This window comes from Paenibacillus sp. J31R98, from assembly GCF_056269245.1.
The window spans coordinates 911,607-935,711 of the sequence record NZ_JBWDNO010000002.1 but is presented as its reverse complement, the minus strand read 5'-3'; the positions used below and the strand labels follow the sequence as shown (position 1 = coordinate 935,711).

Sequence of the window (24,105 nt, the reverse complement as noted above, 5' to 3'; positions counted from 1 at the left end):
TTGGTTGTGCTCGGGAGAGAGAAATCAGCGAATATCCGGATATAGAAGGGGTGACGGTTTTGGCAGACAAGCGTGATTATTACGAGGTGCTTGGCGTTGAGAAGAGCGCTTCGGATGATGATATTAAGAAAGCGTACCGGAAGATGGCGCGCCAATACCATCCAGACGTGAATAAAGCGGCGGATGCAGAGAGCAAGTTCAAAGAAGTGAAAGAAGCGTATGACGTCCTGAGCGATGATGGAAAACGCTCGCAGTATGACCGTTTCGGGCATGTCGATCCGAACCAAGGCTTCGGTGGCGGCGGCGGTGCTGACTTCGGCGGCGGCTTCGGCGATATCTTCGATATGTTCTTCGGCGGTGGCGGCGGTCGCCGTGATCCGAATGCGCCTCAGCGCGGCAACGATCTTCAATATACGATGACGATCGAGTTCAAGGAAGCCGTATTCGGCAAGGAAACGGAAATTACGATTCCTCGTACCGAGAACTGCGACACTTGCTCGGGTTCAGGCGCGAAGCCTGGCACGAAGCCGGAAACATGCTCGACTTGCCGTGGTAGCGGCCAGCAAGAGGTTGTTCAGAATACGCCGTTCGGCCGTATGGTGAACCGTCGTGCTTGTACGTCCTGTAGCGGAACAGGCAAAATCATTAAAGAGAAGTGCACGACTTGCCATGGCGCAGGCAAAGTGAAGAAGCAGCGCAAAATTAACGTGAAGATTCCTGCCGGCGTAGATGAAGGCGCACAAATCCGTCTCAGCGGCGAAGGCGAGAGCGGCACGCGCGGAGGCCCAGCGGGCGATCTGTATATTGTTATTCGCGTGAAGGCGCATGACTTCTTCGAGCGTGACAACGACGATATCTACTGTGAAGTTCCGCTTACTTTCGCGCAAGCGGCGCTTGGCGATGAGATCGAAATTCCGACGCTCACGGAGAAAGTGAAGCTGAAGATTCCTGCCGGCACACAGACAGGCACGTACTTCCGTCTGAAGGGCAAAGGGGTACCTCGTCTGCGCGGCTACGGTCAAGGCGACCAGCATGTGAAGGTGACGGTTGTCACGCCAACCAACATGAGCGAAGAGCAGAAGGATCTGCTTCGTCAATTCGGTGGGGTAGGCGCTCCATCTGGTGAAGTGCAGCATGAGCATCACGAATCGATCTTCGATAAGATGAAGAAAGCATTCCGCGGCGAATAATCGGCAATTAGCATAAGAACGAAACCATTGGTCTATGCTAACCTTCGTGTCCAAACTCAAATTGAACATGGAGGCGTAACCGATGACTAATCAAAATCAAAACCAAGACCTTGAGAAAGTGAATTTCGCCGATTTGCCAATAGGCAAGAACGAGGATGTCGAGTTCTCTGAGGAACTCGCTGACGAAGCGGATCGTGTCGCCCAGCAGCGTGCGGCCGAAGCGGACGCAAGAGCCGAGAATTCCTAGAGAGGCGTGACGTGACGAGATGACCGCAACGATTCACGCTACGTTCCAGGACGCAAGCGGTGCTCGCGAAGCGCAGGCGAAGCTGCAGTACCTCCGCGTACAGCAGGTTGACGGGAATGCCGATAGCGCTACGTTCACGGCTACTGTTGGCGATGAACTCATCGAACGAACGATTCATCTGATTGAGCAGACCGGCGGAACAGCGATAATGTAACTTGGAGAATGTAACAAACTGACAAAGATGCCTCCTGATGCGGAACTCGCAGACAGAGGCATCTTTTTTTTATGAATATACAAGCGCTTACAATTGTGGCACAATAGACGATGGAACACGATTTGTGCGCGGGCACGAATTTCAAGGAGGAGCAGCGAATGCCAGTTAACTTTTACAATAGCACGCAAGTTTACCCTGAGTGGAGCGAGCTTAGCCACTACGGGATTAACCATCTGAAAGTCGGAGATATCGTCAAGCTGCATTATCACGATGCCAATGAGTATTGGATTATTATTAGCGGCAGAGGCACTTGCACCACGGAAGGCGATCCATACGAAATCGGTCCTGGCGATATGGTCCTGACAAAGCGAGGCGACGAGCATTCCTTGGTCGTCACTGAGGAAATGGTTGCTGTATATATTTATGGCATTATGCCGGAAGGCGGAAAAGTGGGCTACTTATTCAAAGGAGTTGACGATGTATAATGACACTTCGAATCATTCAAGTTGGTCTTGGCATGCATGGCTTCGGCGTCGCGCAAGCCTTCGTCAAGCAATCGCCTGACTTCGAGTATGCCGGCGTAGTGGAGATTAATCCAGCCCGATTGAAAGAATGTGCTGCAACTCTTGGCGTAGCCGATGAGCACAGTTATACGGATTACAAGGAAGCGTTCGCGGCGCTGAAAGCAGATGCCGTCTTCGTTACAGCAGCTTCTCCTTACCATTATGCAATCTGTAAAGCTGCCCTCGAGCAAGGGCTGCATGTCTTGGTCGAAAAGCCGTTCGTGCTCAATGTCGAAGAAGGCTGCGAGCTTGTTAAACTAGCGAAGGAGAAACAGCTTATTCTGATGGTTAGCCAGAACTACCGCTACCAGAACCATGTGCTTTCGCTCAAGAACGCGATAGGCGCAGTAGGCAAGCCGCTCTTCGTACAAGCGCAGTTCTTCTACGATCACTTCGGCAAAGACTATCAGCAGGTGATGAATAATTTCATGCTTCTTGAGATGGCGGTCCACCATATTGACATGATCCGCTACTTGTTCGAGTCGAATATCCGCTCGGTGTCGGGGAAGACGTGGAACATCGAAGGCAGCATGTACAAAGGCCATCCGAACGTTCAAGCTAGCATGGAACTGGATAACGGCATGCCGGTATTCTACCTGGGCAGTCTCGTATCCAAAGGGCTGTCATCGCCATGGGAAGGGGAATGGCGGGTTCAATGCCAGGACGGCTCTGTCCACTTAGGCGATCTTGGACAAGGCTATGGCGTCTATATCGTTGATCAGGAGCAGAATAAGCGGTATATCCCATATGAAGACGGTCCGCTGCCTGATTCGAAGCAAGGCATTCATAGCGTGCTTGAGGAGTTCGCTGCACGGATTCAGGATGGCGCTGAGCCGGCCTTGTCCGGTCGAGATAACTTGCATACACTGGCTGCGCTTATTGCATTCGCAGATTCTTCTGCGAGCGGTGCGGTTAAGTATCCTGAGAGCTATATCGTTACGAACTAATATTTCATCATCATACGCTCGCTTGAACAAGTCTCTTCGCATCGGATGCTGAGGAGGCTTGTTTTGCATGCGTGGCCTGTTTTTGCTTGGAAGCGTGTAACAGTGTAAAATAGAAGCAATATACACCAAACTAGTGTTAAATTCAGGGGGACATATTCAAGTGAAATGGCATGAAATAACGATCTCGACAACCGAAGAAGCGATTGAGATGATATCCAACTTCTTGCATGAAATGGATGCAGACGGAGTATCCATTGAAGAATCAGGCACACTCAATAAACAAAGAGATACTTCGCTCGGCCAATGGTATGAGCATCCGCTGAACGATATTCCGGAAGGACATGCAGTTATTAAAGGATACTTCTCTGAGTTGGATACGGATGTGGAGGCGTTAACGACAACGCTGATTGCCCGCATTGATGAGCTTCGCGAGTATGATATTGAACCAGGCGAATATACGATCTCCAAAGCGATGGTTGACGAAGAGGATTGGGCGAATGCATGGAAAACGTACTTCAAGCCAATCCGTGTATCGGAGCGTCTGACGATTAAACCGACTTGGGAGGATTATACGCCTTCGCCGGAAGAGCGCATCATTGAGCTTGATCCGGGTATGGCTTTCGGAACAGGAACGCATCCGACGACAGCGCTGTGCTTGCGGACATTGGAATCGGTCATCAAAGGCGATGAAGAAGTCATCGACGTTGGTACAGGCTCCGGTATTCTCGCCATTGGCGCGATGCTGCTAGGCGCGCGTCGTGTTCTCGCGCTTGATCTTGATCCCATCTCAGTCACATCTGCAACGGAGAATACGCGTCTCAACAACCTGCAAGACGATATCCAAGTGTACTTGAGCGACCTGCTTGGCGTCCTGAACAGCGATCAGAAGCTGAATGTTACGGTTCCGGTTGATGTTGTTGTGGCGAATATCTTGGCAGAGATCATTCTTCTCTTCATTGATGACGTATATGCTGCGCTGAAGCCAGGCGGCACTTATATCGCATCGGGGATTTGGAAGAACAAGGAAGATGCGGTTGAGGAAGGCTTGCAGGCAGCAGGATTTACGATTATCGACCGCCAGCGCGATCAAGACTGGATCGCTTTCGTAGCGAAGAAGCCGGAATAAGCGGGGAGACTCGGCTGTAGCCGAAGCTTATATCCTTAGGAGGAATATAATCGGTGTCGGATTTGTTATGGTACCCTTTAAATGATTTACCGTTTGTTTTTCTAGTTATCATGATTGCCTTTACGGTACATGAATTCGCGCATGCGTATTTTGCTTATCTATTCGGAGATCGGACCGCATATGATGCTGGTCGTGTAACGCTCAATCCGCGCGTCCATCTCGATATGATGGGGACAATCCTTATTCTGATTGCCGGCTTCGGCTGGGCAAGACCGGTACCTGTCAACCGGGGACGCTTCAAGTATCCCCGATTGATGGGGATTGTTGTCTCGGCTGTGGGGCCGCTTAGCAACTTGCTGCTCTCAGCAATCGGCATTTTCGCTGTTTATGTTCTGAACGAAACGGGTTTGCTGGATGCGGGTTCGATCGGTGTTCACCGGGCCATCGTTCATTTCTTGCACTATCTGATTACGCTCAACATCGTGCTCTTTATTTTTAACCTTATTCCGGTTCCGCCGCTTGATGGCTACCGTATTATCCAGGATCTTGTACCGACGTCGCTGCGAATTCGCATGGATCAGAATGCACACTGGGGCATCTTTATTTTTCTCCTCATCGTCTTCATTCCGCCGCTTCGCGCTGCAACGCTTGATCCATTGTTTATGTATTCGAGCAATATCATTTCCGGGCTCATCCATTTCTTCGACCTATTCTTCAAGCAAGTGGATTGGCAGCAGTTTGACAACGACTTCCTCAAGTAATTAGACAGCTTGGAAAATGTTTGCCCTCCCTAGCAAAGGTACGTCAAAACGTGTATCATGTAGGTTGGAGTTTTTCGTGAGGCGATGTTCGTTTCGTCCTCAAGCCCGTATTTTTGGAGTAGAGAGGTTTGGCCCATGCAACGTTATTTTGTAACGCCGGAGCAGATGCAGGACAATCGCGTCGTGCTTACCGGTGACGATGCCCATCACGTCGTTCGCGTGATGCGGATGGAAGCAGGAGATAGCATTATAGTGAGCGACGGACAGTCGCGAGTCGCTGAAGCGGTCATTCGCACGCTCTCGCCGAGCAATGTGGAGGCCGAGATATCGGAGTGGCTGCCTGTAAGCAGTGAGCCGGTATGGTCGGTTACTGTTGCGCAAAGCTTGCCAAAGGGCGATAAAATGGAAATTGTCATTCAGAAGGGAACCGAAATCGGTGCAGTCAGCTTCGTACCGTTTGAGTCTCAGCGAATGATTGTTCAATATGACGGTAAGAAGGAAGCCAAGCGTCTGGAGCGTTGGGGCAAAATCGCGAAGGAAGCGGCGGAGCAGGCGCATCGCAGCCGAATTCCAGCCATTGAAGCCGTTGCTTCATGGAAAGAGCTGGTCGCGATGATCAAGGCTTACGACCTGGCTTTGTTCTGTTATGAGAAGGAAGGCGGCGGCCTCGGCTTGCGGGATGCAATATCCGCGCAGCGGGCACGCCATGGCTGGGGCAGCGAGGAGCGCAGCATATTGCTCATCGTTGGTCCCGAAGGCGGCTTCACTGAGCGTGAAGCGAGTGAAGTAGAGGAAGCCGGCGCAGTAATCGTCGGCCTGGGCAAGCGAATCTTACGCACGGAAACGGCTGCGATGGTTGGACTCGCCTGCCTCATGTATGAATCCGGAGAAATGGGAGGCGTTTAACAACTATGCCATCAGTTGCTTTTTATACACTTGGATGCAAAGTTAACTTCTATGATACAGAAGCGGTATGGCAGCTGTTTAAGAATGAAGGCTACGAACAGGTTGACTTCGAGACGACGACAGCTGATGTTTATTTAATCAATACTTGTACGGTTACGAATACAGGGGATAAGAAGAGCAGACAGATTATCCGCCGTGCGATTCGCCGTAATCCTGATGCGATTATCGCGGTTACGGGCTGCTACGCGCAGACGTCGCCTGCCGAGATTCTCGCGATTGAAGGCGTTGACCTTGTTATCGGAACGCAGGACCGAGACAAGCTGATGTCTTATATTTCCGATTTACACCAAGAACGCAAACCGGTCAATGCCGTACGCAATATTATGAAGACACGGGAGTTCGAAGAGCTCGACGTGCCTGATTTTGCTGAGCGTACTCGTGCATTCCTGAAGATTCAAGAAGGCTGCAACAACTTCTGCACCTTCTGTATTATTCCATGGTCGCGCGGTCTTTCCCGCAGCCGTGATCCGCAAAGTGTCCTGAACCAGGCGCGCCAGCTCGTGGATGCGGGCTACAAGGAAATCGTCCTGACAGGCATTCATACCGGCGGTTATGGTGATGATATGGAGAACTACAAATTGTCGGATCTGATCTGGGATCTGGATAAGATCGAAGGCCTCGAGCGTATTCGAATCAGTTCCATTGAAGCTAGCCAGATTGATGAAGATATGATTGACGTGCTCAACCGTTCGAGCAAAATGTGCCGTCATCTCCATATTCCGCTGCAAGCCGGCGATACCGGAGTGCTGAAGCGCATGCGCAGAAAGTACACTACGGAAGAGTTCGCTGAGAAAATCAAGCTGCTGCACGAGGCGATGCCAGGTGTAGCGATCACAACAGACGTTATCGTCGGATTCCCGGGCGAGACGGATGAAATGTTCGAGAACGGCTTTAAATTCATGGAAGAGATGAATTTTGCCGAGATGCATGTATTCCCTTATTCCAAGCGTACAGGTACTCCTGCGGCGCGTATGGAAGACCAGATTGATGATGAAGTGAAGAACGAACGCGTTCATAAGCTGATTGATCTCTCCGAGCGAATGCAGCTGGAATATGCGAAGAAGTACGTCGGTGAAGTGCTTGATATCATTCCGGAGCGCGAGCATAAGGGTTCGGAAGGTTCCGGTCTCATCATGGGCTACTCGGACAACTACATTCAAGTGGTGTTCGAGGGTTCAATTGATCTGGTCGGCGAGCTGTGCCGAGTGAAAATTACGGAAGCTGGCGTTAATGAATGCCGAGGCCAGCTGGTACGTGTTCTTGATGCGAAGACTGCAGCTTCTGCTACTTTGCCGCAAGCGATGCAGGCGTAATGACTTCGAAGTGCAACAGTAAACTTGCTGCAGGGATTCTTTAGCTGTCCACGTTTGGGCTGCGAGAGAATCCTTGCTCTACATACGAGCCATTTCATGAAAGCGCAAAGGGGAACGAACGGGATGAAAGAAATCTCAGCAGGTGGAGTTGTGTTCCGCAAGCATGAAGGTGCGCTGCAGATTCAGTTGATTCAGGATCGCTATGGCAAAATCTCGTTGCCGAAGGGCAAAATGGAGCCCGGCGAGACGGTCGAACAGACAGCGCTGCGTGAAATTGTAGAAGAGACGGGCATGGAAGGCGTTATTATCGCGCCGATTGACCAGATCAAATACAAGTACAATCACGAATCCAAAGGGCTTGTCGATAAAGAAGTCCACTATTACCTCGTGGAGGCAGTAGGCGGCAAGCTGCAGGCGCAGGTCGAGGAAATCCGCGGCGTCGAGTGGTTCGAGCCATCCGAAGCATGGAGACGGCAGAAGCAGTCCGGCTATAACAATAATGACCGGATCGTGGCGGGGGCGCTTAAGCTGCTGGGGATTAGCGTGTAGGTGTTTCGTGAGACATTGGATAACTGCAAAAGGCAGTTATGATTGAAAGTAAACAGCAGCTCAAGCCGGGGTTAGCTTCCGCAGTTTCGGAAGATAACATAGCGGCAGCGCCAGCAGCGAGCTGAGTACGTTGAACAGCGTCTGCGCGTGGGCGATTTGCCCTGCTGGCGAAGGTGTGAGCCAGGCCGCTGCCGCGCCGAGCTCGGCAGCGAAAGGAGCGAAGAGCGCTGCGCCGCCGACGTTGAGCAGCACATGCGACAACGCCACGAACCGCCCGGCTCGCGTGCCGCCGAGCGCTGCAATGACGGCGGTGACGCAGGTGCCGACATTCGCGCCGAGCACAATGGCGATGCCGATCGGTAGCGGCATCGCGCCGGACTGGGCGAGGCCCATGACGATGCCGATGACGGCGGCACTGCTGTGCACCATCGCGGTCAGTACGGCTCCTGCCGCGATTCCCCACAGCACGCTAACTTCGGCTCGCGCGAGGAACTCGTGGAAGAACTTCGTCGACTGCACCGCCGGAGCGACGGATTGCATAAGCCCAATGCCGATGAGCAGCAGGGCGAAGCCGCCGAGGACGACACTTAGGCTGCGCAGCGGCAGAAGGAAGCGGAGCAGCCCATTTCTGCTTCGGCTAAGCCAAGCGCCAAGTCCAAGCTCGCCGAAGACGACGGTCGCGAACCATAGTGCGAGCGCTAGCAGAAACAGCGGCCAGCCAAGCCGGTTCAAGTTCATCCCAATGAGCTCGGTTGTCAGGCAAGTGCCGATATTGGTGCCAAGAATGAGGCCGAGCGTACGCGGGAACGTAAGGACCCCGGCGTTAACGAGCCCGATTGCGATAACGGTAACGGCTGTGCTGCTCTGCAGTACAGCCGTTGTTGCTGTCCCGACAAGCATTCCCCGCAGCGGCGTTGAGGTAAACTTTTGCAGCACCAATTGCAGACGGTTGCCAACGGAGCGTTGAAGCGCAAGCTCCATTGCCCGCATGCCGAGCAGGAAGAGAATAAAGCCGAGCGTCATCGGAATGAAGATTGTATGGAGCATTGCACTCATTCTCCTTTCGTAACACAGCTCAATCGTTGAATATAAATACATATGCTAGGCGCAGGACGAGCATGACAAGCATCAACAAGCAACATGCATGAAGAAAAGGTGGAGATGGAATGGAACGGGCAAAAGCGATTTTGCAGCGTGATCGCAAAAAAAGATTGGAAGCCGGGCACCCATGGGTGTTCGCAAGCGAGATCAATCGGGTGGAGGGAGAAGCATCGCCAGGTGATTTAGTTGATCTCGTGACGCATCAAGGGCGTTATCTGGCAACGGGCTACTGGAACCCGCGCTCGCAAATTACGGTGCGTGTTATTTCGTATAAACAAGATGCAGCGATGGACAAAGAATTCTTCGTTGACCGATTCAACCAATGCAAGCAGCATCGCAGCCGGTTCGTTCAAGGCAGTGATTGCCGCTTGGTCTACGGAGAGGCGGATTTTCTTCCGGGTCTAATTGTGGATCGCTTCGGAGGCGTACTTGTTGTCCAGCTTCTCACTTTCGGTATGGATGCGCGCCGTGATGACATCGTAGCGGCACTTATCCAAGCGTTTGCGCCTCAAGGGATCTATGAGCGCAGCGACGTGTCGGTGCGCGAGCTGGAAGGGCTGGAGCAGCGGACAGGCGTTCTCTATGGCGATTGCCCGCGGATCGTGGAGATCATCGAGAACGGACTGAAGATGGAAGTCGATATTGTAGAAGGGCAGAAGACGGGCTATTTCTTCGATCAGCGCGAGAACCGCGCTTCAATCGCGCCGCTTATGCTTGGCTGGGGAGCGCGGAGCGGCATCAAGCTTGCTCCGGTGCCGACAGACGATGCGGCAGAGACGAAAGCGGCGCAGTCGGATGATACTGGCACAATCGCATCGTTAAACGAAGAGAAGCTTGTCCCTGTCAACGCCAACGGCAAAGTCGTCACGTTCCCGTTCTGGGACGGTGCAACTGTGCTGGAGTGCTTCGCGCATACAGGCAGCTTTACGCTCCACGCATGCAAATACGGGGCGAAGAAGGTGACGTGCCTGGACGTATCCGAGCATGCCATCGATACGGCCCGCCGTAACGTCATCCGCAATGGATTTGAGGATCGTGTGGAGTTTGTCGTAGCCGATGCGTTCGAGTACCTTCGCAAGCAAGTGAAGGGAATCGAGGAACGCCATGATCGCGCAGCAGGTAAGAGCGATACTTCGAAGCCGCTCAGCGATGCGGGACGCAAGTGGGACGTTGTCATTCTTGATCCGCCGGCGTTCACGAAGTCGAGAAGCGCAATTGAAGGCGCGGTCAGAGGCTACAAAGATATTAACCTTCACGGGCTGAAGCTCGTCAATGAAGGCGGCTATCTCGTAACCGCGAGCTGTTCCTACCATATGCGTCCTGACTTGTTCCTGGAGACGATTCAGGCAGCAGCGATTGACGCTGGCAAGACGCTGCGTCTTATCGAATGGCGCGCTGCTGGCAAGGATCATCCGCAGATCGTCGGCGTGAACGAGGGTCATTATTTGAAATTTGGCATATTTGAAGTGCGGAGCCGCTAGAAGGCGGATCGATTTCATAACACATTAAAAAGAGCCTTCCAGTATCAGCCATGCGGCTTCGATCTGGAGGGCTCTTCTCTATTGTCATATACGTGCCTTTGCAGCCTCGTATTCGGCTTGTACGGATATCGCACTTGCACTGCGTGTCTTCATAATGATCTTCCGGATACTCTCGCTGGATAGGTGGTATTGCCGCTCCAGCTCCTGCACAGAGCTTCCACTCGCATAATGCTGGAAAATCTCTTCATTGCGACGCTTGATCATAATGCGAGATCCGCTCTTCTCCCCCCAGGCGGCACGTTCGTTGTGCGGCTTCGGGATATACAGCAATTCTCCTTGAATGTAGCTCTGAAGTTCTTTCAGCAGATTAGGGGGAAGCACATCTTTTCCATTTTTGTAGTTCAAGGTAAACCTCCTTGTTCATATCGCCCGTTGCAACAGCACCAGAAGTCGAGATTACCATGTCGTACACCTCCTCTAATCAAAATATAAAAAAACACGATCACACTGCGAAATCGTGCTTCACACATTCATTATAATTGAAAACGGTTCAATCCGTCATCCTTTTTATGGTAGTTGAGGGAGGCATCGCAGCCTCCCTCTGAAGATGACTTCCGCTGTTAGGCGAAAGCCACCTCGTTTTGGTTGATCAATTGGATCATCTCCTTTCGCGAAGATTCGTCGGGCCCGACATCTATATTAAGCCATAGCAAGCGAACAACCAGCAAGCGAAAGAACAGCTATAATCATTTGTTACGCTGGCTAATCCCTCCATTGCACTATTTACCTTGTAAGAATAAGAACAAATGTTTGTATTATAGGATGAAATGAGTGGATCGCCTATGGTAGAATAATAGAATCGAATAGAGGAGAGAGGTTGGCAGGTCATGACGCTTCGTTTTGTAATTGGCCGCTCAGGCTCAGGCAAGACGCACCATTGTCTGGATGAGATTAGACAGCAGGTGCTGGAGCAGCCGGAAGGACCGCCTATCGTGATTTTGGTGCCGGAGCAGGCGACATTCCAGACGGAATACGAGCTGCTGAATCATTCGGAGCTTAAAGGCAGTATAAGGGCGCAAGCGCTCAGCTTCCGGCGGCTGTCGTTCCGGATCATGCAGGAAACCGGCGGTACAGCGCTTATTCCGATTAGCGAGAACGGCAAGAACATGCTGCTGTACAAAATCGTCCATCGTCTCGAGGAGCAATTGCAGCTGTTCCAAGGGTCGCATACGCAGCACGGTTTTATCGAGCGGCTGGGCGAGCTGATGACGGAGCTCAAGCGATATGGCATTGACGCTTCGCAGCTATCGGACTATGCGATCAATCGGTTGCCGCAGAAGAGCACTTCGCTGCTCGGGCGGAAGCTGAATGATCTTATGCGAATTTCCGAACACCTCGAACAAGAGCTGGAAGGGCTCTATGTAGATGCAGAGGATTATTTGAGCTGGCTTATTCGCGGCTTTCATCAAGCGCCTTCCATGGCGGATACACAAATATGGGTGGATGGGTTCCACGGCTTCACGCCAAAGGAATTTGATGCGCTGGCATCGCTCATGAAGCATAGCAAAGCAATGACGATCACGCTCTGCCTCGATAAGCTCTATGAGCTAGGCGAGCAGCCTCATGAGCTGGACTTATTCCGTCCGACGGCAGAGACGTATATGAAGCTGAGAGATATAGCGATTGCGAACGGCGTGACGATAGAGGAACCGCTGTTTCTGGAAGGAACGCCGTACCGATTCCGGGAGAACCCAATGCTCGCGCATGTGGAACGGTACTATGGCGGACGGGGACGGCTTACGCTCACCGAAGATGAGCTGCGTGATGGCGGCGTTTCGCTGCACGCAACAGCAGGACGTAGGGCTGAAGTAGAAGCGGTAGCGCGTGATATTGTGCGCAGAGTGCGCGATGAAGGCGCAAGATACCGCGACTTGGCGGTTATGGTTCGCAATGCGCCGGATTATAACGACTATATTAAAGCGGTATTTGCTGATTATGAAATACCGTATTTTCTCGATCAGAAGAACGCAGCGCTGCATCATCCTTTTGTCGAGTTCATTCGTTCGGCACTGGAGATTGCGGTGCATGGCTGGCGGTTCGAGGCCGTATTCCGCTGCATTAAGACGGAGCTGCTCATACCAGAGGACGGCAGCTTGACGCGCGAGAGCTTTGATTTGCTAGAGAATCATGCGCTCGCGACAGGGATGAACGGCAATCGCTGGACGACGCTCAGCCAATGGAAGCCTATGATGCGGGATACGCTCGAAGGCGATCCTGCCTTGGCGGGAGAGAAGGAACTGCGCGAGTTCGAAGTTATTATGGCTGCAAGAGAAGCCGTGATACCTGTAATCCGTAAGTTTACGCGCGAATTGAAGAAGGCGAGTAGCGTCAGGCAAATGTGCGAGGCATTGTATCGCTTATTCATTGCTATCGAAGTGCCGGATCGGCTGGAGCGTTGGAGCCGCAAAGCGGTTGCCGGCGGCAATCCGCTAAAGGCGCGAGAGCATCGCCAGTTGTGGGACGGTGTAATGGATCTGCTCGATCAGCTGACAGAGATGACCGGCGCGGAAGCGATGCCGGTAGAGCTCTTCGCAGGAATGGTGGAGACGGGGCTTGAGAGCTTGAAGCTCGCCTCGGTACCGCCATCGCTCGACCAAGTGCTGATCGGTAGCATGGATCGGACGCGTTCAGGACAAGTGTCGGTATGCTACCTGCTTGGCGCGAACGATGGTGTCATGCCGCAGCGCATGCAGGAAGACGGCGTACTAACGGAGGCTGAGCGCGAGACGCTTGAGTACGGGGGTCTCGTGATGGCGCCGGGCGTACGCCGGAAGCTGCTCGACGAGCGCTTCATGATCTATGGCGCGCTGACAACGCCAAGTAAACATCTGTGGATTAGCTGGCCGCTGGCGGATGAGGAAGGCAAGAGCCTGCATCCATCTGAGGTCATAAGGCATTTGAAACAGCTCTTCCCTGGCTTACAGGAAGAGAATGTAGCTGGCGAGCCGGTTCCGAGCATGCCGGAGAGCGAGCAGCAAGCCTTCATGGCGCATTCGGAGCGTACGCTGTCCTATCTGATTACACAGCTGCGAAGCTGGAAGCATGGCGGCGAGATTGCTCCGATCTGGTGGGAAGCGTACAACTGGTTCGCTGTCCGCCCGCAGTGGCAGGACAAGCTGCAGAGGCTAGTTGCTTCGCTCCAATATAACAATGAAGAAGTATCGCTGTCCTATGAAACCGCTCATTTGCTCTATGGACAGAGGCTTCGCGGCAGCGTATCGCGGATGGAACGTTTCGTATCTTGTCCGTTTCAGCATTTTGCCATACATGGTCTACGGCTTCGTGAGCGAGACATGTACAAGCTTGCTGCGCCGGACATCGGACAGCTATTCCACGCTGCGCTGAACCGACTCACGGAGGCGCTTGGCGATCAGTTCGGCGCGTACACGCCGGAGCAGCTGCGCCAGCTGTCCGCTGAAGTCGTTGGCGAATTGGCGCAGCGGCTGCAATCGCAAATCTTGTTCAGCAGCAGCCGTCATCAATATGTGGCGCGCAAGCTGCGCGATATTATTAGCCAGGCGGCGATTATTCTTGGCGAGCATGCTCGGCGTGCACAATTCCAGCCGATTGGTCTTGAAATCGGCTTCGGACCGGATGGCCCGCTGCCTCCGGTTACGATTCCACTGTCCGGCGGAAGAACGCTTGAGATGGTCGGCCGGATTGACCGTGTAGATGCGGCACAGACGACAGACGGTCTTCTGCTGCGCGTCATCGACTACAAGTCCAGCGCCAAGCAGCTTCGGCTTGAGGAGGTAGCTTACGGGATGGCGCTCCAAATGCTGACGTATTTGGACGTCCTTCTGACGCATGCGCCGGAGTGGCTGGGTCAGCCGGCGAAGGCGGCCGGCGCGTTGTACTTCCATGTGCATAATCCGATGCTCTCTTCATCCAACGGCATGCTGCCAGCGAAAGCGCAAACGGAGATATTGAAGCGATTCAAGCTGAAGGGGCTTGTGCTCGCAGATGAAGAAACGGTCCGAATGATGGATAACACGTTAGCTACCGGGTATTCCGAGCTGCTTCCGCTTGCGCTGAAGCGCGACGGAGGCTTCTACAGCAGCTCCTCTGTCGTGTCCGATGAGCAGTGGGGAACGCTGCGTAAGTCGGTGCGAGGAACGCTGCGCCGAATTGGCGAGCGAATCGCGGGCGGCGACGTATCAATCGCGCCTTACCGGCTTGGAGGGAAGACGCCATGCCAATTCTGTGCCTATAAGCCAGTCTGTCATTTCGATCCATTGATCGAAGGCAACTGCTATACGAAGCTGAACAAGCCGGGCAAAGACGAAGTGTGGGAGCTTCTCGCGTCAGGAGACGACGAGGATCATGCTGCGGACGAGCAGCCGAATCAACATAAGAAGGAGGAGCATGAACAATGACGACGTCAGCGATAGCTTCAATACCGCCGAAGCCGATAGGCAGCACATGGACGGATGATCAATGGCGAGCCATTGTAACGAGCGGCAGCAACATTCTGGTTGCTGCGGCTGCAGGCTCCGGCAAGACTGCAGTCCTCGTCGAACGGATTATCCGCAAAATCTCAGCCGATACCGATGTCGACAGACTGCTCGTCGCAACCTTCACCAAAGCGGCTGCTGCCGAAATGAAAGAGCGGATACGAATCGCGCTTGAGAAGGAGCTCGACAAGAATCCGGGCTCCGATCATCTTCGCAGGCAGCTTGCACTGATGGGGCGAGCGTCCATTACGACGCTTCATTCCTTCTGTCTTGATGTAATCCGTCGCTACTATTCGTTGATAGGGCTTGATCCGGGCTTTCGCATAGCAAACGAGACGGAAGCGGAATTGCTGCGGATGGACGTGCTTGATGCGTTGTTCGAAGAGCACTACGAAGCAATAGATAGTGAAGAAGGACAAGCCTTCTATGAGCTGGTTGAGCGATTCGGCGGAGAGCGCGGCGATGAGCCGTTGTATGCACTTGTCATGAAGCTCTACAACTTCTCGCAAAGCCATCCTTGGCCCAAAGCTTGGCTGCAGGATACGGCAGCAGCATTCCGCGTGAGAGATGCTGAAGAGCTTGGACGTACCGAGTGGGTGCAGAGCATTGCGGCTGCTGTCAATATGTCGCTGCAAGGGGCGCAGAGCCTGCTCGAACAAGCGATGGACATTACGCGGCTGCCGGCAGGACCAGATGCATACGCCGAAACGTTCCAGGATGATCTGAACGTCATTCATGCGCTACAGCGCAAGGTGAACCATGAGCCGTGGGAGACATGGCATGAAGCGTTCACTACGGCAAGCTTCAGCAAGCTTAAGAGCCAGCGTGGGGATGCATGTGACAAAGGGCTGCAGGAGCAGGCAAAGGAGCTTCGTGATTCCGTGAAGAAGCTTATCTCGGATATGACCGATGAGCTGTTCACCCGCACGCCGGAGCAGTTCGCTGCTGAGCTTGGAGAGATGGCTCCGCTTATGGAGACGCTCGCCGGCCTCGCTGACGAATTCGGCAGCCGTTTCGAAGCTGCCAAGCTTGAGAAAGGGCTTATCGACTTTGGGGATATGGAGCATTATTGTTTGCGGATATTGCGAGACAGCTCATCTACGCCAGCTCAGATGGTCCCTTCGGCAGCGGCGATCGAATACCAGCAGCAATTCCAAGAGGTACTGCTCGATGAGTACCAGGATACGAACATGGTGCAGGAAGCGATTGTTTCCTTAATTGCAAGGCCGGGCAAAGGCAACCGATTCATGGTTGGCGACGTGAAGCAAAGTATCTATCGGTTCCGTTTGGCGGAGCCGGGTTTGTTCCTGCGCAAATATAAAACTTATTTAACTTCGGACGATATGTCAGAAGCGACGGTTAATGATGGCGGAGCTGACATTAACGCTGATGATGAATACGGTGTTCGGATCGATTTGGCTCGTAACTTCCGCAGCCGGCAAGAGGTAGTTGACGGCGTCAACAATGTGTTCCGGGCTATCATGCGCGAGAAAGCAGCAGAGATGGACTATGACGAGCGGGCAGAGCTCGTGTGCGGCGCGTCCTACCCGCCTGCGAGTGATGGCGGAGCACCAGAGCGATATGCGGTCGAGTTCGCGATACTCGATAAAGGCGGCAAAGGTTCTAGCCAAGCGGACATCGAACCGGATGAGAGCAGTGAGAGTGAGAGCGAAGGCAGCTCTGATGCGGAGCCGGCTGAAGACTTGCAGACGGTGCAGCTTGAGGCACGATGGATTGCGAGCCAGATTCTTAGATTGAAAGGATTGCAGGCAAGCGTTGGCGCTGCAATCGAGGAGCCATTCCAGGTTTACGATGGCAAAAAAGGACGGAAACGTCCGCTTGCTTGGCGCGATATTGTTATCCTGCTGCGGGCAGACAAGCAGTGGGCGCCGACGATAATCGAGGAGCTTCAGCAGCACGGGATTCCGGCTTATGCGGAGCTGAGCAGCGGTTACTTCGAAGCGACTGAAGTGGAGACGATGCTGTCGCTGCTTCGTGTTATTGACAATCCGTATCAAGACATTCCGCTTGCGGGGACGCTTCGCTCACCGCTTGTCGGATTAACAGGCGAAGAGCTTGCGCTCATCCGCATAGCTGGCGGGCGAGTTGCTTATTACGAGGCAGTTCGTCTAGCGGCAGATGATCCGACAATTCCGGAAGAGACACAGCGAAAGCTTGTCCGATTCCTCGCTTCGCTTGAAGAATGGCGGGAGGAAGCGCGGCAAGGAGCGCTCGCTGATCTGCTATGGCGCATTTACCGCGAAACCGGCTATTACGATCTCGTCGGCGGGATGACGGGCGGCTTGCAACGTCAAGCGAACTTACGCGCGCTGCATGACCGCACTCGTCAATACGAAGCGACGACATTGCGCGGCTTATTCCGGTTCCTTCGGTTTATTGACCGGATGCGAGAGAGCGGCGGCGACCTTGGCACAGCTAGGGCGCTGGGCGAACAGGAAGATGTCGTTCGCATCATGTCCATTCATAAGAGTAAGGGACTTGAGTTCCCTGTCGTATTTGCTGCCGGGCTCGGCAAGCAATTTAACAAACGCGATCTGACCAGTCCGTTCCTCATGCACAAGCAGCTTGGATTCGGGCCGCGCTATGTTGATACAGAACTGCGCGTAAGCTATCCGACGCTGCCGTATTTGGCGATTCGCCAGCGGCTTGGCATGGAGACACTTGCCGAGGAAATGCGAATTCTGTACGTGGCGCTGACAAGGCCGAAGGAGAAAATGTTCCTCGTCGGCACCGTTGCCGATGCCGAGAAGCAGCTGCAGCGCTGGTCTTCTGCGCTTGATCGTGAAGGTCAGTTGCCTGACTTCCGCATTGCCGGAGCATCCAAGTTTATCGATTGGCTCGGACCGCTTGCGATGGAGGCAGGCTTTCCGATTGTGGTGGAGCAAGCAGACTCTGAGCTGAATTCTGCGCTTGATTCACTAGCGAGCGTTGAAGTTGATGCTGCGGAAGCATTGGAACAGCCGGTAATCGAGGATGAGCTTAGCCGCGTGCGTGCATTTAAAGATTGGAAGACTGGGGTCGTCCCGGCTTCCGTGTTAGGGCTTGAAGCTGCTGCTGGTACTGTAGAGGATACCGAAGAGATGGCAGCTTTCGCCCAGCGGATGCAGGCTGTTCAATCTCTTGTTCCGCTGCCCATGTCAGATGAAGCTGCAAGCGAGATTGATAGAAGGCTGAGTTGGCGTTATCCGTACTCGGCAGCTACGACAACGGCCGCGAAAAGCTCCGTAACCGAGATGAAGCGGCTGCATGCCGAGTTCGGCGCGGATGAAGACGTGCTGTTGCTGCCGGAAATTGCGGAGGCAGCTGAAGCAGCAGAAACAGCGAGCTTGGCGGATATCGGCGAGGAGATTGAAGGGGAAGAGCTTGAAGAACATGAAGTAGAGATTGAAGAGCTGGAAGAGCAAACTGGCGAAGTCGTTCAGCTAGATCTGTTTGCGATGGCGGAGGATGAAGGTCAGGTAGAGCTTTTCTTCGATGAAGAAGCAGCTAGTCTTGTCCACGAAGCGAAGCCGCTCAACGAAGCTGGAAGGAAGTTTGAAGCTTCAGCGACCAAGTCAGGCGGAGGCGAGTATACATTCCGTCTGCGCCGTCCGAAGTTCATGGAAGAAGCTTCGCTGACTGCTGCGGAGCGGGGAACGGTGAGTCACTTGGTCATGCAGCACATCCCGATCACGGATGCAGTGTCTGAAGAAACGGTGCGCGAGACTGTTAACCGGTTGAGGGAGCAGTCGATGCTGTCGAAGCAGCAAGCGGAAGCGGTTGATATCGCGGGTTCGGCGGCATTTTTCCAGAGTGGGGTTGGCAAGCGGCTGCTTGAAGCACAGTGGGTTCGGCGAGAGACGCCATTCAGCTGCACATTCCCGGCTTCGCGGGTATACCCGGGGTGGGACAAGTCGCTAGATGAAGAGCCGATTCTGATCCAAGGGGTAATTGACTGTTTGTTCGAAGATGAGCAGGGGTTGGTGCTGCTTGATTATAAAACAGATCGGATACAGATGAAGCAGTGGGAGCAGGCAGCTGAGCGCCACCGATTCCAGCTGACGCTGTATGCAGAAGCGATTGAGACTGTCATTGGCCGGAAAATAGACGAATGTTATGTGTTCTTCTTCGATGGGGGACAAGCAGTAAAATTGTTTTAACGAGGGGAAGGAAACTGGCGATGCGGATACTGCATACGGCAGACTGGCATTTCGGGCGTTCGCTTGAAGGCCGCAGCCGATTAGAGGAGCAGGAGGCTTTTGTCGATGAGCTGGCTCAGCTTGTAAAGGACGAACAGATTGATCTCGTCATGCTCGCAGGGGATGTCTATGATTCTGTCAATCCGCCGGCAGCAGCGGAGCAGCTGTTTTACGAGGCGGTAGCAAGGCTGGCAGATGGCGGCAAAAGAACGATTGCGGTCATAGCGGGCAATCACGATCATCCGGAACGGGTGTCGGCTTCAGCTCCGCTTGCGGCAAGGAGCGGCATTCAACTCATTGGTATGCCTACAGCTGATCCGATGGTCATCGACGTTGCGAGAACCGGTGAGCAGGCCATCATTGCGGCGCTGCCTTATCCATCGGAATCGCGCCTTCGCGAATTGTTAAGCGAAGCGACGGATGAAGGCGCGCTCCGCTCCGCTTATTCGGAGCGGGTTGGACGGCTGATGGCGCAGCTAGGCGCTGCGTTCCGGCCGGATACGGTGAACTTGGCGATGAGTCATATCTATGTGCTTGGCGGTCTGGAGACTGACTCCGAGCGTCCGATTCAAATTGGCGGCGCGTATACGGTTGATCCGTCTGCGCTGCAAATTGGGGCGCAATATGTGGCTCTTGGGCATTTGCATCGTCCTCAGCGGGTAGCAGGAGACGAGACAATGCGCTACAGCGGATCGCCGCTTGCTTACAGTTTCTCGGAAGCGGGACAAGCGAAGTCGGTAACGGTGTTTGACGCGGAGCCAGGCAAGCTTATCGTGCCGCAGGAGATTCTGTTAAGTTCCGGCAGGCCGCTTGTGAGATGGTCTGCTAAAGGCGGAATTAGCGAGGTATACAGCTGGATTGAAGAAGGGCGTGACTCGCGTGCTTGGATTGACCTCGATGTATGGATGACCGAGGCAATGACCTTGCAGCATGTACAGCAGCTGCGCAAGCTTCATGAAGGGCTTATCCATATCCGTCCTGTCTATCCGGAACAGGCAGAGGCGCTCGAAGCGGATCACCGTACTCGCGAGCAACTTCCTGCCGAAGAGCTGTTCCGCCGTTTCTTCTCCCGTCAAACAGGCGGTGGCGAGCCGGATGCGGAGACGGTGCAATTATTCCTCGAGCTTATCGCAGAGGATGAGAACGATACGCTGATGTCCTCATCGGAGGAAGGGCTAGAGCAGCAGGTAGGAGGGGAAGGCGCATGAAACCCATATTGCTGCGATTAAGCGGTTTGCAGAGTTACCGGGAGACGCAAGAAGTAGATTTTGAACGGCTGACCGAAGCAGGCGTGTTCGGCATATTCGGACCGACGGGAAGCGGCAAGTCCAGTATTCTTGATGCGGTGACGCTTGCGCTCTACGGCAAAGTCGAGCGTGCGGCGAACGGCACGCAAGGCATTATGAATCAGGCGGAGAAGACGCTCTCCGTTGCTTTTACATTCGAGCTGGCTGGCGCTGGCGAGAAGAAACAGTACCGCGTCGAGCGGCAGTTTAAACGGAGCGGCGATGTGACCGTGAGCAACACGATCAGCCGATTCGTGGAATTGACAGAAGCGGGCGACGTTGTCATCGCGGACAAGCTTGCGGATGTGACGCGCTGCGTCGAAGCGCATATTGGGCTTAATATGCAAGATTTCACGCGCGCCGTCGTTCTTCCACAAGGGAAGTTCGCGGAGTTTCTGTCGCTGACGGGCAAGGATCGCCGGTCGATGCTGCAGCGGTTGTTCCGGCTGGAGCGGTTCGGCGATGGTTTGGCGCTGAAGCTGAATCAGCGCATGAAAGCGGCGGAAGCCGCGCTGAATGAGGCGGCGGCCGAGCAGCATGGCCTCGGCGACGCCTCTGCCGAAGCGGTGGAAGCCGCTGAGGCGCGTTACCGCGAAGCGGCAGCTGCTGCGGCAGCGGCGCGCGCAGCGCTCGCGGATGCGGAGAGGCTGCACGCGGAGCAGCTGCATGTGCGCGAGCGCTTAACCGCGCTGCGCAGCAAGGAGGCGCGGCAAGCGGAGCTGCTCGCCGAGGCGCCGCGCATTGCGGCGCTCGAGCGCGAGCTTGCGCGCCTCGCGGCGGCGGAGCGGCTCGCGCCCGCGCTCGCTGCCGCAGGCAACGCCGCCGCGGCGCTGCGCGCTGCAGCGGCGCGCCGCGAAGCAGCCGGGCAGGCGCATGCTGCCCGGCAGGAAGCGGCCACGGCCGCAGCTGCCGCGTGGACGGCGGCGGCCGCCGAGGCCGCGGCTGGCGAGCCGCGCCTCGCGCTGCGGCTCGGCCAGCTTGCGGAAGCGCAGCGGCTGGAGGGCGAAGCCGCCGCGCTTGCGAAGCACGCTGCCGAAGGAGAGCTGCGCGCTCGCGCGGCGGCACAGCGGCACGACAGCTTTGGCGCGGAGGCGGCCAAAGCGCAGGAGCAGCTCAGCCGCGCCACGGCGAAGCAGGCGGAGCTGCGCCAGGAGCTGAAGGGAATCGAGCTGACCGCCGCCGATCGCGAGAAGCGCGCGAAGCTCGGCAAGCAGCTGCAGCAGCATCAGCATTTGCTCGCTGCGTCGACTGCGGCGCAGCGTGAGAGCGATGGTGCTTCGCAGCAACTAGAGCTCGCGACGGGTGTTCGCGGGACGGCTCGTACGGATATGGAACAGGCGGAGGCAGATGTTCGAAGCCAGCTGGAGCAGCTGGTGCCCGTCTGTGCAGAATTGTCGGAGATCGGCAGTCACTTGACCGCAATGGGCAGCATGCTGCCCAAATGGATCGAGCGAACACGCGCCGAGCAGCGCGAACAGGAGCGTCAAGCGCTTGCTGCCCAATTGGCGGCAGGGCTTGTCGATGGCGAAGCCTGCCCGGTATGCGGTTCCTGCACGCATCACGGCGTACATGATCGAGCGCCGCAAGGGGAAGCGGATGCAAGAGCGAGCCTTGTATTGGCATGGGAACAGGTGCAGCAGCACGTTCAGATGGCACAGCTGCGGCTGACACCGCTGGGAACGAAAGCGGAATCCGCGCGCGAGCGTCTCATAGAAGCTATCCGCCAGGATGGGGTGGCTGAAACCCAAGGAGGTTGGACCCTGTTTGCACCGATGAGCGAAGCAGCGGCAACGGCAGCGCTTTCTGATTCGGAGGCTGTTAGCTCCGTTGATTCAAATTCACAAATCTCCGCTGATTTCTACTCGAACGAGGTGGAGCAAGTGGACCTCTTTGCTGATGCAGTGGGTAGTATCGAAGAGGAGTCCGTACTATCCGCAGCGGTAGATCCCAGCCGCGTCTCGGCAGCAGATTCACATGTTAAAGGGGAGTCTTTAGCTGTTTCACCTTTATTTGCTGCAACCCTGTCCTCGGGCGAGGCGTTGCTTGCAACGCAGCAGGCACTCGCCGCTCTGTCCGAACAGATCGCTGTGCAGGAAGCTTGGCTGCAGGCGGCAGAGCGAGGCTTTACAAGCAGCCGCAATCGGCATGCCGAAGCTGTGCGTAAGCACGAGCAAGCTGCAAGTGAGCTCCGTACGCAATTTGCTCTCTCGAGTCGCGCTTCGGAGCAGCGTCAGCAAGCAGATTCCCAGCTGGCAGAGGGACGTACGAAGTGGCAGCAGTTGTTCGGGGATGAACTTGCACCTGAGCATGCTGAAGAGCTGCTTGAGCAGCTTGCAAGCCGTGAGAACAGCTCGGAAGAGCTGCGGTCGAGACTGGAGAAGAGTGTCAGCTACATTGAGGAGAAGACACTCGCCATGCAAGAGAGCATGAAGCAGGCGCAATCTGCTGAGCTGGAAGCCGCTACGCTAGCCGAGAAACTTGCTGGCCAGCAGCAGCAGCTTCTGGAGAAGCAAGAGCAGCTGCGCACGATGACAGATGGTGTCCCAGCAGCGCAATTGATTGCAGCGGCTGAACAGGAATTATCTGCTCTGCGCAGCTCGCTGAAACAGCTGACGGAGCGCCATGAAGCTGCACAGGCAGCTCTTCAGGATGCGCTGCTGACCCAGAGCCGAGAGCAGGAAGCAGAGCGCTCTGCACGAAGCAGACATGAGGAAGCAGGTGCCGAGTGGGAGGAGCAGCTCGCACGTTCGCCGTTTGATAGCGGCGAAGAGGTAGCGGCGTTGCAGCCGCGCTTCGCGGAGCAGAGCAAGCTATCCGAGCAAGCTGCGGAGTTCCATGAAGCAAGTAACCAAATCGCCGCTCAGATCGAGCTGCTGCGCGACCAGCTTGGCGGACGCAGTCAGACCGATGAAGAGTGGGAAGCAGCTGTCCAGCAGCTTGCACGCTGCCGTCAAGAGAACGAGCTGCAGCTTGGGTTGTCTGCCAAAGCTGAACGGGATCACGAAGAGCTGAAGCAGAAGCAAGAGCGTTGGAATGCGCTCGAAGCGAAGCGCACCCATAGCGAACAGCTTACGGGGAGGTTGAAGTCGCTCCAAACGGTATTCCGCGGCAACGCGTTTGTGGAATACGTGGCTGAGGAGCAGCTTGTACAGGTCTGCAGAGCGGCTTCCGAGAGGCTTGGCTTCTTGACGAAGCGCCGCTATGCACTGGAAGTTGATTCCGGCGGAGGTTTCGTTATCCGCGATGATGCGGGAGGCGGCATTCGCCGGCCCGTATCGACCTTGTCTGGAGGCGAGACCTTCCTCGCTTCGCTGGCGCTAGCGCTAGCGCTCTCCGGACAAATCCAGCTGCGCGGCAAATACCCGCTGCAGTTCTTCTTCCTCGACGAAGGCTTTGGTACGCTCGATCCGGAGCTGCTCGATACGGTCATTACGGCGCTTGAGCGGCTTCATAATGAGACGTTGACGGTTGGTGTCATCAGCCACGTGCCAGAGCTTCGCGCGAGACTGCCTAGACGGTTGATCGTAACGCCTTCGGAACCAGCTGGACGAGGCAGTACGGTTGCGCTTGAAACGATGTGACGGTTCTGTTAACATTGCATTTTTGCCTGCAAGCAGCCTTGCAAACCGTTTCCGAAAAGGCTAACTT

At 54.9% G+C, this 24,105-nt stretch carries 17 protein-coding genes; 15 read left to right on the top strand and 2 right to left on the bottom strand.

Features of this window, described 5'->3' with window-relative positions:
* Positions 1–59: 59 nt before the first annotated feature.
* From dnaJ to AC0YNX_RS12915, 10 genes are all read left to right on the top strand, one after another.
* Positions 60–1,190 (top strand): molecular chaperone DnaJ, encoded by a 1,131-nt coding sequence (gene dnaJ / locus AC0YNX_RS12960; protein ID WP_475816244.1) that lies wholly within the window; start codon positions 60–62, stop codon positions 1,188–1,190.
* Positions 1,191–1,272: 82 nt separating this feature from the next.
* Entirely contained in the window at positions 1,273–1,437 is a 165-nt protein-coding gene (locus tag AC0YNX_RS12955; protein WP_475816070.1) for a YfhD family protein, read from the top strand.
* 19 nt (positions 1,438–1,456) lie between these two features.
* A complete protein-coding gene (locus AC0YNX_RS12950; protein ID WP_475816069.1) occupies positions 1,457–1,651 on the top strand; it encodes a hypothetical protein in 195 nt (64 codons plus the stop codon).
* A gap of 110 nt (positions 1,652–1,761) precedes the next feature.
* Entirely contained in the window at positions 1,762–2,136 is a 375-nt protein-coding gene (locus AC0YNX_RS12945; RefSeq protein WP_475816068.1) for a cupin domain-containing protein, read from the top strand.
* Entirely contained in the window at positions 2,136–3,161 is a 1,026-nt protein-coding gene (locus AC0YNX_RS12940) for a Gfo/Idh/MocA family protein (protein WP_475816067.1), read from the top strand. Before AC0YNX_RS12945 ends, AC0YNX_RS12940 begins: the two co-directional genes overlap by 1 nt.
* A gap of 160 nt (positions 3,162–3,321) precedes the next feature.
* Positions 3,322–4,287, top strand: a complete 966-nt coding sequence (prmA, locus tag AC0YNX_RS12935; protein WP_475816066.1) for a 50S ribosomal protein L11 methyltransferase — start codon at positions 3,322–3,324, stop codon at positions 4,285–4,287.
* A gap of 53 nt (positions 4,288–4,340) precedes the next feature.
* On the top strand, positions 4,341–5,048 hold the full coding sequence (locus AC0YNX_RS12930; RefSeq protein ID WP_475816065.1) for a site-2 protease family protein: 708 nt from the start codon (positions 4,341–4,343) through the stop codon (positions 5,046–5,048).
* Positions 5,049–5,183: 135 nt separating this feature from the next.
* On the top strand, positions 5,184–5,954 hold the full coding sequence (locus tag AC0YNX_RS12925) for a 16S rRNA (uracil(1498)-N(3))-methyltransferase (RefSeq protein WP_475816064.1): 771 nt from the start codon (positions 5,184–5,186) through the stop codon (positions 5,952–5,954).
* Between the two features lie 5 nt (positions 5,955–5,959).
* Positions 5,960–7,327, top strand: coding sequence for a tRNA (N(6)-L-threonylcarbamoyladenosine(37)-C(2))-methylthiotransferase MtaB (gene mtaB, locus AC0YNX_RS12920; RefSeq protein WP_475816063.1), 1,368 nt, complete (start codon positions 5,960–5,962; stop codon positions 7,325–7,327).
* Positions 7,328–7,450: 123 nt separating this feature from the next.
* Positions 7,451–7,876, top strand: a complete 426-nt coding sequence (locus tag AC0YNX_RS12915; protein ID WP_475816243.1) for an NUDIX hydrolase — start codon at positions 7,451–7,453, stop codon at positions 7,874–7,876.
* 60 nt (positions 7,877–7,936) lie between these two features.
* Here AC0YNX_RS12915 and AC0YNX_RS12910 read toward each other — a convergent pair whose 3' ends face one another.
* The gene (locus AC0YNX_RS12910) at positions 7,937–8,923 is read right to left on the bottom strand and encodes a Na/Pi cotransporter family protein (RefSeq protein ID WP_475816062.1); all 987 of its coding nucleotides are present in this window, start codon (positions 8,921–8,923) and stop codon (positions 7,937–7,939) included.
* Between the two features lie 119 nt (positions 8,924–9,042).
* Between AC0YNX_RS12910 and AC0YNX_RS12905 the strand changes: the two genes are divergently transcribed.
* The gene (locus AC0YNX_RS12905; RefSeq protein ID WP_475816061.1) at positions 9,043–10,458 is read left to right on the top strand and encodes a class I SAM-dependent rRNA methyltransferase; all 1,416 of its coding nucleotides are present in this window, start codon (positions 9,043–9,045) and stop codon (positions 10,456–10,458) included.
* 84 nt (positions 10,459–10,542) lie between these two features.
* Here AC0YNX_RS12905 and AC0YNX_RS12900 read toward each other — a convergent pair whose 3' ends face one another.
* The gene (locus AC0YNX_RS12900; RefSeq protein ID WP_475816060.1) at positions 10,543–10,863 is read right to left on the bottom strand and encodes a CD3324 family protein; all 321 of its coding nucleotides are present in this window, start codon (positions 10,861–10,863) and stop codon (positions 10,543–10,545) included.
* A 482-nt stretch (positions 10,864–11,345) separates the two neighbouring features.
* On the opposite strand from AC0YNX_RS12900, the gene addB reads away from it, so the two are divergent.
* The 4 genes from addB to AC0YNX_RS12880 are packed head-to-tail and all read left to right on the top strand — an operon-like array spanning position 11,346 to position 24,038.
* On the top strand, positions 11,346–14,894 hold the full coding sequence (gene addB, locus AC0YNX_RS12895; RefSeq protein ID WP_475816059.1) for a helicase-exonuclease AddAB subunit AddB: 3,549 nt from the start codon (positions 11,346–11,348) through the stop codon (positions 14,892–14,894).
* A complete protein-coding gene (gene addA / locus AC0YNX_RS12890; RefSeq protein WP_475816058.1) occupies positions 14,891–19,132 on the top strand; it encodes a helicase-exonuclease AddAB subunit AddA in 4,242 nt (1,413 codons plus the stop codon). The genes addB and addA overlap by 4 nt, the downstream gene beginning before the upstream one ends.
* 20 nt (positions 19,133–19,152) lie before the next feature.
* Entirely contained in the window at positions 19,153–20,379 is a 1,227-nt protein-coding gene (locus AC0YNX_RS12885; RefSeq protein ID WP_475816057.1) for an exonuclease SbcCD subunit D, read from the top strand.
* Positions 20,376–24,038: an AAA family ATPase gene (locus AC0YNX_RS12880; protein ID WP_475816056.1), complete on the top strand. Its 3,663-nt coding sequence runs from the start codon at positions 20,376–20,378 to the stop codon at positions 24,036–24,038. Before AC0YNX_RS12885 ends, AC0YNX_RS12880 begins: the two co-directional genes overlap by 4 nt.
* The last annotated feature ends 67 nt before the right edge of the window (positions 24,039–24,105 follow it).